Annotated in this window: 8 protein-coding genes; 6 read left to right on the top strand and 2 right to left on the bottom strand. The window is 70.4% G+C overall.

Features of this window, described 5'->3' with window-relative positions; all coding sequences use genetic code 11:
• The first annotated feature begins 119 nt into the window (after nucleotides 1-119).
• Complete coding sequence (locus WME97_RS07545; protein ID WP_437550674.1) at nucleotides 120-2288, top strand: substrate-binding domain-containing protein; 2169 nt, start codon at nucleotides 120-122, stop codon at nucleotides 2286-2288.
• A 30-nt stretch (nucleotides 2289-2318) separates the two neighbouring features.
• Here WME97_RS07545 and WME97_RS07540 read toward each other — a convergent pair whose 3' ends face one another.
• Nucleotides 2319-3302: a LysR substrate-binding domain-containing protein gene (locus WME97_RS07540; protein WP_437550673.1), complete on the bottom strand. Its 984-nt coding sequence runs from the start codon at nucleotides 3300-3302 to the stop codon at nucleotides 2319-2321.
• A 126-nt stretch (nucleotides 3303-3428) separates the two neighbouring features.
• On the opposite strand from WME97_RS07540, the gene WME97_RS07535 reads away from it, so the two are divergent.
• Entirely contained in the window at nucleotides 3429-6596 is a 3168-nt protein-coding gene (locus tag WME97_RS07535) for an efflux RND transporter permease subunit (RefSeq protein WP_437550671.1), read from the top strand.
• A complete protein-coding gene (locus WME97_RS07530; RefSeq protein WP_437550669.1) occupies nucleotides 6593-7861 on the top strand; it encodes an efflux RND transporter periplasmic adaptor subunit in 1269 nt (422 codons plus the stop codon). Before WME97_RS07535 ends, WME97_RS07530 begins: the two co-directional genes overlap by 4 nt.
• Before the next feature lie 128 nt (nucleotides 7862-7989).
• Here WME97_RS07530 and WME97_RS07525 read toward each other — a convergent pair whose 3' ends face one another.
• On the bottom strand, nucleotides 7990-8592 hold the full coding sequence (locus tag WME97_RS07525; protein ID WP_437550668.1) for a hypothetical protein: 603 nt from the start codon (nucleotides 8590-8592) through the stop codon (nucleotides 7990-7992).
• 486 nt (nucleotides 8593-9078) lie between these two features.
• Between WME97_RS07525 and WME97_RS07520 the strand changes: the two genes are divergently transcribed.
• From WME97_RS07520 to WME97_RS07510, 3 genes are all read left to right on the top strand, one after another.
• On the top strand, nucleotides 9079-10050 hold the full coding sequence (locus tag WME97_RS07520; RefSeq protein ID WP_437550666.1) for an STAS domain-containing protein: 972 nt from the start codon (nucleotides 9079-9081) through the stop codon (nucleotides 10048-10050).
• Nucleotides 10051-10674: 624 nt separating this feature from the next.
• Complete coding sequence (locus tag WME97_RS07515; protein WP_437550664.1) at nucleotides 10675-12093, top strand: serine hydrolase domain-containing protein; 1419 nt, start codon at nucleotides 10675-10677, stop codon at nucleotides 12091-12093.
• 164 nt (nucleotides 12094-12257) lie between these two features.
• Nucleotides 12258-12767 carry a hypothetical protein gene (locus WME97_RS07510; protein WP_437550662.1) on the top strand — a complete coding sequence of 170 codons (510 nt, stop codon included), beginning with the start codon at nucleotides 12258-12260 and terminating at the stop codon, nucleotides 12765-12767.
• The last annotated feature ends 10 nt before the right edge of the window (nucleotides 12768-12777 follow it).

Below are 12777 nucleotides of genomic sequence, written 5' to 3'. Positions count from 1 at the left end.
CCGCCGCGAGCGCGCCGCAGAGCCGCATGGCCACACGGGTGTCGCGTGCTACCAGTCTCCGTTTGTGATCGCGTCACGACGGAACGCGGGCGCTGAGGACCACCGAGGATGCTGCCACCATGTCGCTCGATAGAGCCATCGGCATCATGTGCCCCGACATCTGGGGCAGCTATGTTTGCGAGCTTCTCGGCGGTATCCAGTCGGCCGCCGCGCGCGCCGGATACCGGGTGATCGCCATCAGGGCGTCCCCGCGAGACGTCCACAGGCTGCGGCTCGCGCGAGACCAGGTCGACGGGTGGATCGCGCTCATCGACGCGGCGGAACTCGAGCCCTTCCTCGACGAAGGCCGGCCCGTCGTGACCCTCAGCGCGCGCGCCAACGAGGACGCGCGCTGTCCCTACGTCCTGCCCGACAACCACGGTGGCGCCCTCTCGGCCGTACGCCACCTGCTCGACCACGGCCACGAGCGGATCGTCTTCGCGGGCCACATGGCGCACGAGGACATCCGGCAGCGCTTCCAGGCCTACCGGGACGCGCTCGAGGAGCGCGGCATCTCGTTCGACCCCGACCTCGTCTTCGATCTCCCGAACAACGAGCGGGCGAGCGGCCGGCTCGCCGTGCGGCGCCTGCTGGAAGAGGGCGTCACCTGCACCGCGATGTTCCTGTCGGCCGACAAGGAGGCGCTCGGGGTCCTCGACGCGTTCGCCGAGGCAGGCATCCGCGTCCCCGAGGACATCGCGCTCGTCGGGTTCGACGACATCGAGGCGGCCCGGTACGCCTCGCCGCCGCTGACGACGGTCCGCCAGCGGTTCGACCGGCTCGGCGGGACGGCCGCCGAGCTGCTCCTCGACCTCCTCGCCGGACGGGAGCTCCCCTGCGCGGGGCACATCGCGCCGACGACCCTGGTCCTGCGCCGCTCCTGCGGCTGCTCACCCGCCCCGGCGCAGCGCGACGCGCCCCCGTCGTCCCGCAGCGCGGCGGCGCCGGCCAGCGCGCCCGCGTCGGCCCGCAGCGCCGCCGCGCCGGCCGGCGCGCTCGCGCGGGAGCTCGCCGCGCTCGCGAGCGCCTCGACCGCCCTCGATCCGAGCTCGCCGCCGGAAGAGGCCTGGCCCGGGGCGACGGAGGTGGTCCTCGGGCTCGAGGCGGCCGTCTGGGGCAGGCCCGGCCCCGCTGCCGCCGCGCTGGAGAGGGCCTGGCGAGAGGCCGCGGAGCAGATGCCCGACATCGACCAGCTCCTCGAGATGATCGACCGGCTGGAGCGGGCCGGCCAGAAAATGCTCCGCGGCGCGGGGGACGCCGCCGCCGAGCGGCGCGTCGCGGCGTACATCCGGGCGGCCCGGCGCGCCATGATGGAGGGCCGGGTCGCGATCGAGGCGGCCCGCGCCGACTACCTGAACGGCCTGCTCGACATCAACCTCGTCATCCGGGAGACGCTCCTGGCGGACGGGGGCAGCGGCGGGAGCAAGCTGAGCTGGCTCTCCGCGGTGCAGATGAGCTGGGGCTGCCTCGCCGTGTGGGAGGCGGCCGGGGACACGGGTCCCCTGCTCCGGGTCGTCGAGAGCTGCTCCCCCGGAGCGGCGGCCGCCACGCCGGAAGCGGGCGCGCGCGTCGCGGCCGAGGCGTTCCCGCGCGGCGACTGGCTGCCTGCCGCCGCCCGGCGCGACGACCACGTCCTCCGGCTCATCCCGCTCCGCAGCGAGGGCGCGGATCGCGGCATCCTCGCCGTCTGCGCCCCGGTGAGCAGCCCGCTCGGGCTGGATCACCGGGACATGGAGATGTGGGTGGCGATGCTCACCGCGGCGTTCGAGCGCGCGTCGCTGATCGAGTCGCTGATCGAGCAGGAGCAGCAGGCGCGCGCCGCCTACGAGCGCGAGCGCGCCCTCGCGGAGGACGTGCGCCGGCTCGGGTGCCCGGTCATCCCGCTCGACCAGGGGGTGCTGCTCGTGCCGCTCGTCGGCGCCATCGATCTGGAGCGCGCGCGCCACGTGCTCGAGGTGGTGCTCGCGGAGCTCAGCCAGAAGGAAGCCGAGGTGCTGCTGATGGATATCACCGGCGTGCCCTTCGCCGACATGCAGGTCGCGGCGTCGCTGATGAAGACGACCCGCGCCGCCCTCCTGCTCGGCGCCGAGGTCATCGTCGTGGGGATGCGGCCGCAGGTCGCACAGGGGTTCATCCGCCTCGGCATCGACCTCCAGGGGATGACGCTCCACCAGACCCTCGGCAGCGCGCTCTCGGCGCTGCGCCGCAGGCGGCAGCCGCTCGACGCGCCGCCGGGCCCCCGGGCCTGAGCCCCCGGCGCGCGCCGCGCCTCGGCTCCGCTATTCCGCGGCGTCTGGCCTCGCCGCGGCGGCGCCGCGGGGACGGCGGCCGCGCTTGCCTACCCCAGGTTCCCCCGGCGCGCCGCGCGCCGCGCGCGGCTTGCCCTTGCTGACGCCGACCCGCCGCACGAACGACAGGAACTGCCGGAGCGTGGGGGAGGCGTCGTCGGCGCGCCACGCGACGAGCAGGTCGGTCGACGGCGCCCCCACGATCGGCCGCAGCGCGAGCCCCTTGCGACCGACATTCTTGATGGATTCCGGCAAGATAGAGACGCCGAAGCCCGCCGCCACAAGGCTCAGGATGTCCAGGTGCAGCGCCTCCTGCGCGATGCGCGGGGAGAAGCCCGCCGCGCGGCAGAGCCCCATCACCAGGTCGAAGAAGGCCGACCCGCGCTGGCGCGGGAACACGACGAACGGCTCGCGCGACAGGAGCTCGAGCGGGATGCGCTTCCGCGCGGCGAGCGGGTGATCGGCCGGCAGGGCGACGAGGAGCGGCTCGCGCCGGACGCACTCGGACGCGAGCCGGGCGTCGTCGAGCGGCGCCCTCACGAAGCCGACGTCGATGCGCCCGTCCTTCAGCGCCTCGATCTGCTCCTGCGGCGGCATCTCGCGGAGCGCGAGCTCCACCGCGGGGAGCTCCCCGCGAAAGGTGCGGACCAGCTCGGTGATGCCGCTGTAAGCGAGCGACGAGAGGTACCCGACGACGAGGCGCCCGGTCTCGCCAACGCTCGCGCGCCGGGCCTCGTGCACCGCGAGCTCGAGCGCGTCGAAGACCCGCCGGACATGGGCGAGGAGCACCGCGCCCGCGGGCGTCAGCTCGACGCGCCGCCGCGAGCGATCGAAGAGCGAGAACCCGAGCTCGGACTCGAGATCCTGGATCTGCCGGCTCAGCGGCGGCTGGGCGATGCCGAGCCGCTGCGCCGCGCGGCCGAAGTGCCGCTCCTCGGCGACGGCCGTGAAGTACCGGAGGTGGCGTAGATCCATACCTTGAAGGTATCGTGTGATACGAAAGAATAGATTGGACGAACGTCTAGGGCACCCTAAATGCGGAGCCTGCCCTCAGGCGCCACCCCCGGCCGGGGCGCTCCGGAGGGGGACGGGAATTGGCCCATGTGGCTCGTCCGGATCGCGCTTCAACGCACGTACACGTTCATCGTGATGTCGATGCTGATCGTCATCCTGGGCGTGTTCACCGTCGCCCGGATGCCGACGGACATCTTCCCGGACATCGACATCCCGGTCCTGTCCGTCATTTTCAACTACGGCGGCCTCCCACCCGAGGAGATGGAGAAGCGCATCGTCAACAACTACGAGCGCTTCCTCACAACCACCGTCAACGACATCGATCATATCGAGAGCCAGTCGCTCACCGGCATCTCGATCATCAAGATCTTCCTTCAGCCCGGCGCCAGCATCGAGGCCGCGACGGCGCAGGTCACGGCGATCTCGCAGACCGCGATCCGCCAGATGCCGCCCGGGATCAGCCCGCCGCTCATCATCCGTTACAGCGCCTCGAACGTGCCGATCCTCCAGGCCGCGCTGGAGAGCGAGTCGCTGAGCGAGCAGCAGCTCTTCGACTACGCGGTCAACTTCATCCGCGCCGACATCGCCACGATCCGGGGCACGCAGATCCCGTTCCCTTACGGCGGCAAGCAGCGCCAGATCATGGTCGACATCGACCCGCAGCGCCTCTTCGCCTGGGGGCTGTCGCCGCGCGACGTGAACGCGGCGCTCGGGCTGCAGAACATCACCCTGCCCTCCGGCACGGCGAAGATGGGGGAGAACGAGTACCCCGTCATCATGAACAGCAGCCCCGCGGCCTTCGAGGAGCTCGGGAAGCTGCCGCTCAGGACGGTGAACGGCAGGACCATCACCCTCCGCGACGTCGCGAGCGTGCGCGACGGGAGCGCGCCGCAGACGAACATGGTGCACGTGGAGGGCAAGCGCAGCGTGCTCCTGAGCATCCTCAAGAACGGGAGCGCGAGCACGCTCGACGTCGCCTCGCGCATCCACGCGATGCTGCCGGCCACGCTGGAGAAGCTCCCGAAGGAGCTCAAGGTCTCGCTGCTCTTCGATCAGTCGGTGTTCGTCCGCGCCGCGGTCTCCGGGGTCGTGCACGAGGCGCTGATCGCCGCGGGGCTCACGGCGCTCATGATCGTGCTGTTCCTCGGGAGCTGGCGCAGCACGCTCATCGTCGTCATCAGCATCCCGCTCTCGATCCTCGTCTCGATCATCGCGCTGAACGCCCTCGGCCACACGCTCAACGTGATGACGCTCGGCGGGATGGCGCTCGCGGTCGGCATCCTCGTCGACGACGCGACCGTGGCCATCGAGAACATCCACAGGAACCTCGGGCAGCGGAAGCCGTTCCTCCGCGCCATCGTCGACGGGGCGCAGGAGATCGCCGTCCCGGCGCTCGTCTCCACGCTCTGCATCTGCATCGTCTTCGTGCCGGTCGCGTTCATCACCGGCGCCGCGCGGTCGCTCTTCGTGCCGATGGCCATGGCGGTCGTCTTCGCCATGCTCACGTCGTACTTCCTGTCGCGGACGCTCGTCCCGACGCTCGTGCGCCTCCTGCTCGAGCGCGAGGCGGCGGAGCACGCGCACGGCCACGCCGCTCCAAAGGGCCTCTTCGGGCGCGTCTTCGCCGCGTTCAACCGCGCCTTCGACCGGCTGCGGGCGGCTTACGGCGGGTGGCTCGCGTGGGCGCTCGCGCACCGCGCCCTGTTCGTCGGGGCGTTCCTTGCGCTCGTGGCCGCCTCGGTCGCGCTGATCCCGCTCCTCGGCCGCGACTTCTTCCCGACCGTCGACGCGGGGCTCATCAAGCTCCACGTGCGCGGCCCGCCGGGCACCCGCCTCGAGGAGAGCGAGCGGCGCTTCGCCCGCATCCAGGAGACCATCCGCGGGGCGCTCCCGCCGGGCGAGATCCGCACGATGCTCGACAGCATCGGCATCCCGGCGAGCGGCATCAACCTGTCGCTCAGCGAGGGCGCGCAGATCTCGTCGGCCGACGGGCAGATCTTCATCGCGCTCGCGGAGCACCACCGGCCCACCGCGGACCACGTCCGGACGCTGCGCGCGAGGCTCAACGCGGCGTACCCCGACACGACGTTCTTCTTCCTCGCCCCCGACATCTCGACGCAGGTGCTGAACTTCGGCCTCGCGGCGCCCATCAACGTCCAGGTGGTCGGCCCGATCGGCAAGGAGGACGAGACCTACGCCGTCGCGCTGAAGATCGCCGATCGCATGGAGAAGATCCCCGGCGCCGTCGACGTCCACCTCGCGCAGGTGCCGGCGAGGCCGCAGCTCCGCATCGACGTCGACCGCACCATGGCCGACCAGCTGGGGCTCAGCCAGCGCGACGTGGCGAGCGACGTGCTCGTCTCGCTCTCGTCGAGCGGGCAGACGTCGCCGACCTACTGGCTGGACAAGCGCGGCGTGCAGTACCTCGTCGCGGTGCAGACGCCCCAGTACGCGATGGGGTCCATCGACGACGTGAACGCCACGCCGCTGTCGACAGGCGACGGCCGCCCCCAGCTCCTGTCCAACGTCGCGTCGATGTCGCGCGCGACCGGGCCGGCGAACATCACCCATTACAACGTCGCGAGGACGTTCGACGTCCGGGCGAACGTCGACGGCACCGACCTCGGCTCGGTCGCGGGCGCCGTCGCGCGTGTCGTGGACGAGCTCAGGCCCGAGCTGCCGCGCGGGACGAAGGTGACCCTCAAGGGGCAGGCCGAGAGCATGGACACCTCGTTCACGGGGCTCGGCTACGGGCTCCTCTTCGCTGTCGTGCTCGTCTACCTGCTGATGGTCGTGAACTTCCAGTCGTGGCTCGACCCGCTCATCATCCTGATGGCGCTCCCGGGCGCGGTGGCGGGCATCGCGTGGGTGCTGTTCGTGACGCACACGACGCTGAGCGTGCCCGCGCTCATGGGCTCGATCATGTGCGTCGGCGTCGCCACGGCGAACAGCATCCTCGTCGTGACGTTCGCGAACGACCAGCGGAAGCTGGGCCGCGACGCGGGCACCGCGGCCCTCGCCGCGGGCATGACGCGCCTCAGGCCGGTGCTCATGACGGCGCTCGCGATGATCTTCGGCATGCTGCCCATGTCGCTCGGCCTGGGCGAGGGCGGCGAGCAGAACGCCCCGCTGGGGCGCGCGGTCATCGGCGGTCTCCTCGTCGCGACGCTGAGCACGCTCTTCTTCGTGCCCGTGATGTACAGCCTCCTCCGGAACAAGGCCCCGGCCAGAGACCTGCTCGCAGAGGACCTATGAGCTCCCCCGCCCGCCGCTCCGCTGCCCCTCCGACCACCGCTCCCCCGCCTCAGGGCAGCCCCGCCGACGACCTCGGGTTCGATCTGCCGCCGCCCGCCGTGCTGACGAGGACCCGCGGCCTCGCCCTCGGCGTGGGCCTCGTCGTCGTGCTCGGGGCGGCGTTCGCCGCGGCCTACCTGCCCCGCCGCAGCGCCCGCGCCGCGCTCGAGCAGGGCGCCCGGGCCGCCGAGGGCGCGGCCCCGCGGGTGGGGGTCGTCGCGCCGCAGCCGGTGTCGAGCGACCGGGCGCTCGTCCTGCCCGGCAGCATCCAGCCCCTCGCGGAGACGGTCGTCTACCCGCGCGTGAGCGGCTACGTGCGGAGATGGACGGCGGACATCGGCGACAAGGTCGAGGAGGGGCAGATCCTCGCCGAGATCGACACGCCCGAGCTCGATCAGGAGCTCGCGCAGGCCCGCGCGCAGCTCGTGCAGGCGAGCGCCGGCCTCGTGCAGGCCGAGGCCAACCGCGACCTGTCGAGGTCGAGCGTGAAGCGCTACGAGCAGCTCGTCCCCGCGGGCGTCGCGCCGCAGGAGGAGCTCGAGCAACGGCAGGGGCAGGCGCACGTGGCCGAGGCGAGCGTCACCGTGGCGCGCGCGGCGATCACCGCGCAGCAGGCGAACGTCCAGCGCATCCTGGATCAGAAGAAGTTCGCGAAGGTCGCCGCGCCGTTCGCGGGGACGGTCACCTCGCGCACGACCGAGCGCGGGGCGCTGGTCACGGCGGGCAACGGGACGCCGCTCTTCACCATCGCGGCGACCGACCCCGTGCGCGTCTTCGTGGGCGTCCCGCAGGACGTGGCGCCCAGCGTGCGGGTCGACGCGCCGGCGAAGGTCACGGTGCGCGAGTTCGCGGGGCAGCCGTTCCAGGGCACGATCGCGCGCACGGCCGGCGCGCTCGACGCGGCGACCCGGACGATGAACACGGAGGTGCGGGTGCCGAACCCCGACGGCCGCCTCCTCACGGGCATGTACGCGGAGGTCGCTCTGACCTTGCCCACGCCGCACCGCGTGCTCGAGATCCCGGCGACGGCGCTCTACAACGACGCCAGGGGGCTCCGCGTGGCCGTCATCGACCCCGGGAGCAGGATCCGCTTCGCGCCGATCGTCGTCGAGCGTGACACGGGCGCGACGATCCAGGTGTCGACCGGGCTCGACGGGAGCGAGCGGGTCGTGAAGCTCGCGAACGCGGAGCTGAGCGAGGGGATGGCGGTCGAGGTCGTCCCGTGACGAGCCGGCGCCGCCCGCCGCGGGCGGCGTGACGGCAAGGGAGTCCGCCGCGAGGACGAAAGGAGACGATCCTCGATTCCCCTGGCGTCCTCGCGATCGTTCGATCCGGATCGCCCTGCCCGGCGGCGCTACTCGGCGAAGTACGCCGGGATGTCGATGAACTCCTGCGTGAACAGCGCTCTGAAGAATTCGATATCGGTGCCGGGCTCCAGATCGAGATACCGGGTGTACTCCAGCACGGTCTTGTTGCCGCAGGCCCGGGTCAGGTCCCCGAACGCGTAATACTCCTGCATGCCGAGCACCGGCTCGATGAGGCGCACGAGGATCTGGTGCTCCGCCTCGGAGCGGTAGATGATCTCCTCGAGGAGCGTGTTGCCCGCCGCGGAGAACTGGAAGCGCGAAGGGATCGTCTCCGGGCCCCCGCCGTCCAGCCACATGAACGTCGGCGCCACGTCGGGGAGGACGGCCTCGACGAACCACTCCACGTCGCGGAGCACCGGCCAGACCTCGCCGATCGGAGCGTCGATCAGCACCCGCTGGTAGCTCAGATACTGGTCCTCTCCGACGCTTGTGAGCACGAACACACTCTCTGTGTCGTCGTGGCACACGACCTTGCGCGCCGCGTTGTCAGCGGCGCCCGGCGCGCGGTCTTTTGCGGCCGCGTGGCCTGTCCAGAGCAGCGCGGCCATGCAGCTCGCGAGGACGGTCGATAGGCTGGTGGTGGCTCTCATTGCAAGCTCCTCTCGGTAGAAGACTGCGGAGATGGCGTTCGCTCGTCGGCGCCGGTTCCAGGGCGTCACGCGCGCTGTCCAGTCCCCAAGGGCTCTCGTGCTCGCGAGCGCTCTGGGCGCTCGCGGGCCAACTGAAGCAGGCTAGCAAACTCCGCAGTTCCCCGTCGAGCGGAAAACCGACAGCATCTTGCCCGGCGTTTGCCTCGACGTTTGCCCCGACGCTCGCCCCGCCGCGACATTCTCGCGCGGCTCACGGATCGAGCGCGGAGGGTCGCGTCGCGTCATCACGAGAGCAGGAGACGGCACCGGTCGCGCTGCCGGCCCCGTTGAGGAGCAGAATGTCCCACACGGGACGCTGCGCCCCAGAATTTACACCTGGCGAGCGCTCGCATACCATCGCTACAACGCAGCACCATCGCTGGCGTGGCCGGAGTTCACCTTGGCTCACGCTCCACGAACGAGAAGCGAGCACCGACGGATCGCGGGATGAGAGATCGCATCGGCGTCACGGGGGAAGACAGGGCTCTAGAGACGGCGCCTGCGGACGTCGCCACACCCGAGGGCGCGGAGCGGCGGATAGCCGCGCTGGAGAGAGCGCTGGCGGAGTCGCAGGCGGCGCTGGCGGAGCTGCGCGCAACGCATCAGAGCCTGCACGACATGCTCATGCACGCGCGCACGCCGATCTGCATGTGGCGGGGCGAAGACCTCGTATACTCGCTCGTGAACCCGGCCTACGCCGCCTCCTTCCCCGGCCGTCAGCTCCTGGGCAGGTCGCTCCGCGATGTGCTCCGCGAGGTGCTCGGTGAGGAGGCAGCGCGAGGGTTCTGGGATCTCGTGAACGGTGTCTATCGTACCGGCGATCCGTTCCTCGGCAGCGAGGTGCCCGTGAAGCTGCACGACGCGGAGAAAGGCGGCGACGATCTGCGGTGGTTCAACATCGTGTACGCGCCCGTCCGCGGCGGCGCGGGGGAGATCGTCGGCGTGTGCCACTACGGCGTCGAGATCACCGACCAGGTGCAGGCGCGGCGGGCGGCAGAGGCCAGGGCCGAGGAGCTGCAGCAGAGCGCCGAGCTGATCGCGGCGCAGCAGGAGACCATCCGGGTCCTCGGCACGCCGGTCCTTCCTCTTGCGAAAGGGGTGCTGGCGATGCCGCTGATCGGGCCGCTCGACGCCCGGCGCTGCGAGCAGATCATGGAGGGGCTGCTCCAGGGGGTCATGAAGGAGAGCGCCTCGATGGTGATCCTGGACGTCACCGGCGTGGAGACGATCGATACGCAGGCCGCGGACGCGGTGGTGCGGGCGGCTCGGGCAGTGCGGCTCCTCGGGGCCCGCGTCCTGGTCACCGGGATTCAGCCGTCCATGGCTCAGGTCCTGGTGCAGCTCGGCGTCGACCTGCGGGGCATCACCACGTACAGCACCTTGCAGTCCGGCATCGCCGCGGCGATGGGCGCGAGCTAAAGCACCGATCACGTTGAAACCCGGAGAATTTTCACAGGGAGGCGGGGAGGCGGGGAGGAAGAAGAAAATGAATTTCTCCCTCTTGCCGTCTCTCGCTCCCCGCCTCCCCGCCTCCCTGTGAACTTCCCAGCCGTGGGCGAAGCGGGGCAGCTCTGGAGCGGTCTCCCGCCGGATGTCACGATGTCACGCTGTGACAATGTCACGATGTCACACCTCCGCGAGCGTGCCCTCGTGCGGCGCAGCAGCGCGCCAAGCCTCTCCCCTCCTCCTCGCGACCAGCGCGGCGCCAGGCGGAGGCGACGCCCGGCGCGGCGCTACCGGGGGGCGTCATGAGCGCGCAAGTGGCTGATATGCAATGCACTTCCGCGGGCTCCAGGCGGCGTCACAGCCGTCCCTGAGGGGCGCCCGGCCGTCGTCGCGGCGACCACGGCGCGCGCGCCGCGCGGCGTGCGCCGCTCGCCGGAGCGCCGTGCGGCCCGCTGGCACGAAGGGTGGATAAGCCCCTGACGGGGCGCGGGCGAAGAGGCGCTCCGAGACGCAGCCGATGATCCCGACGGCCCTTCGCCCCGCCCCGCCCCGCGCCGCGCGGAGGCCGCAACACCATTCAAGGAAGGAATCGCGAACATGAGAGCCAGTAGCTTGATCTTCTGTGGAGCCGCGGCCGCCGCCCTCGTCGGCATGGCGCCGTCGGCTCACGCCCAGGACACGTACCCTCTGTCGGGGGTAATCTACTCCCTCCAGCCGGGCACACCGGCATCGGCGGGTCTGTCCAGCGCCCTCATCGACCAGGCGGTCAACGAGCTGGAGGACGCGGTCGACGACGGGGATATCAACGGCGCGGTCCTCCTGGTCGCCCGCCGGGGCCGGATCGTGCTCCACACCGCCGTGGGGACGAGAGACGGGCTGAACGAGGACGATCCGGGCATGCCATCGGTGCCGATGCCGCTCGATGGGATCTTCGATCTCCAGTCCATGACGAAGCCGTTCACCGTCTTCCTCGCGATGAGGATGCAAGAGTCCGGGAATTTCCCGGGCTTCAACATCAACAACACGGTCGCGACGTATTTCTCGGAGTTCGCCGTCTCCTCGGTCAACAACAAGAGCTCTGTCACGATCAGGGATCTGATGAGCTATGTATCGGGGGAGGATGTCGACTACTTCGACGAAAGCAACCCGAACGGCCTCTTCGACGACGCCGACCCCTGGCACTCGATGCTCGAGGCGCCGCTCGCCCGCCCGCGGGGGACGAAGGTCGTCTACAGCGATCTCGGCTTTCGGATCCTGGGCCACGTGCTGGAGACGGTCGGCGGCGACTCGCTCCAGAACCTGATGCAGACGTACATCTTCACCCCGCTGAACATGACGGACACCAGCTATCAGCCGTGGATCAACATGCCGGAGAAGGAGGCCCGCTTCGTCGGCACGGCGTGGTCCGAGGCGCGCCAGCGTTATCTCCGGGGCGAGGTGCAGGACGAGACCGACTACTTCCTCGAAGGGGACGGCCCGGATCCGGCCGAGCACCTCACCGGGTGCGACGGCCTGTTCTCGACGGCGAGCGATCTGGCGAAGTTTGCCCAGATGATGTTGAACCGGGGCAAGCACGTCTACAGCTGCAACCACTGGCCTCTCAACATCTGCGTAAACACCATGCTCCCCGCCCAGGCCGTGCTCGACATGACCACGAACCAGACGGGCTCGCTCCATCTCAACAGGTCGGCCTGGACGTACTCCGAGAACCTGCTCTACTCGCGCAAGGGGTACGGCTGGGAGATGTGGGACGCAGGCATGTGGCCCGGCGGGGAGTCGGTATCGACCGTCGCCTACAGCAAGACAGGCGCCGCAGGGACGCTCATGGTGCTCGATCCTGAGCCGAGCCGCGGGATGTTCGCGATCCTGCTCACGAACCACGGGCTGCCGAAGTTCGACCATTTCACCATCGACCCGGACACGGGCAAGATCTCCTGGGAGGACTTCGACTGGATGCTCAATGACATCCGGGCCAACGAGGTCATGACCAAGGTCCACGGGTCCCTCACCTGGTGACCCGGCCCGCGGAGACGACGCGGGTGGGGCAAGAACGTTTGCCCTTATCGCGTCTCTGACCGTGGGGTACCACCTCCGTATCAGGTCACGGTCGTCGTACGAGCTCCGCAAGGCAACCACCCCGCCGGAGCGACGGACACCGAGAGCATGAATGGAGGCGGAACATGACACACGACATCAAGAGCGCACAAGGCACACTCCCCGAAGGCCAGGACGACTGCACCGCGGCCCGACCCGAAGATGACCGGCGAGCTCGGTCGGGCGGGAAGGGCCGGAGGTTTCTCGCGAAGCTCAGCGGGATGATCGCGGTCCTCGCTTCCATGGCGCTCGCGGGCTGCATCGCGCAGGAGGGCGATGAGGCCCTGAGCGACGAGGACCTGAGCGAGGAGACCGTGGAAGAGGCGGAGCAGGCGCTCCAGATCGGCCTCACGTCGGTGACCTGCAACAGCGGCTGGCCTGGTACGCGGGGCTGCTTCAAGAAGATCACGAGCGCGACGAACATCGTCGCCGGCACGATCACCGTGCAGGTCGATGGCCACAACGGCGCTGTCGGGTTCAGCGCGTCCCAGACCGGGCCCAAGACCATCGAGTTCTCCGCGAGCATCCGCGAGGGCGACGCGTTCAACCCGGGGGCGAACACGACCAAGTTCCTCGTGGCGTGGATGCGCCAGTAGCCGCGGGCCG

It is taken from the genome of Sorangium sp. So ce367, assembly GCF_051520455.1.
In the GTDB taxonomy this organism is placed as follows: domain Bacteria; phylum Myxococcota_A; class Polyangia; order Polyangiales; family Polyangiaceae; genus Sorangium; species Sorangium cellulosum_B.
The sequence above is the reverse complement of the archived record's forward strand: the minus strand, read 5'-3'. Positions and strand labels throughout refer to the sequence as shown.

What these genes read in the sequence shown, in the direction of transcription:
- WME97_RS07510 (WP_437550662.1), top strand. Translation starts at nt 12,258, where the DNA reads ATGACACACGACATCAAGAGCGCACAAGGCACACTCCCCGAAGGCCAG.
- WME97_RS07545 (WP_437550674.1), top strand. Translation starts at nt 120, where the DNA reads ATGTCGCTCGATAGAGCCATCGGCATCATGTGCCCCGACATCTGGGGC.
- WME97_RS07525 (WP_437550668.1), bottom strand. Translation starts at nt 8,592, where the DNA reads ATGAGAGCCACCACCAGCCTATCGACCGTCCTCGCGAGCTGCATGGCC.
- WME97_RS07535 (WP_437550671.1), top strand. Translation starts at nt 3,429, where the DNA reads ATGTGGCTCGTCCGGATCGCGCTTCAACGCACGTACACGTTCATCGTG.
- WME97_RS07515 (WP_437550664.1), top strand. Translation starts at nt 10,675, where the DNA reads ATGAGAGCCAGTAGCTTGATCTTCTGTGGAGCCGCGGCCGCCGCCCTC.
- WME97_RS07530 (WP_437550669.1), top strand. Translation starts at nt 6,593, where the DNA reads ATGAGCTCCCCCGCCCGCCGCTCCGCTGCCCCTCCGACCACCGCTCCC.
- WME97_RS07520 (WP_437550666.1), top strand. Translation starts at nt 9,079, where the DNA reads ATGAGAGATCGCATCGGCGTCACGGGGGAAGACAGGGCTCTAGAGACG.
- WME97_RS07540 (WP_437550673.1), bottom strand. Translation starts at nt 3,302, where the DNA reads ATGGATCTACGCCACCTCCGGTACTTCACGGCCGTCGCCGAGGAGCGG.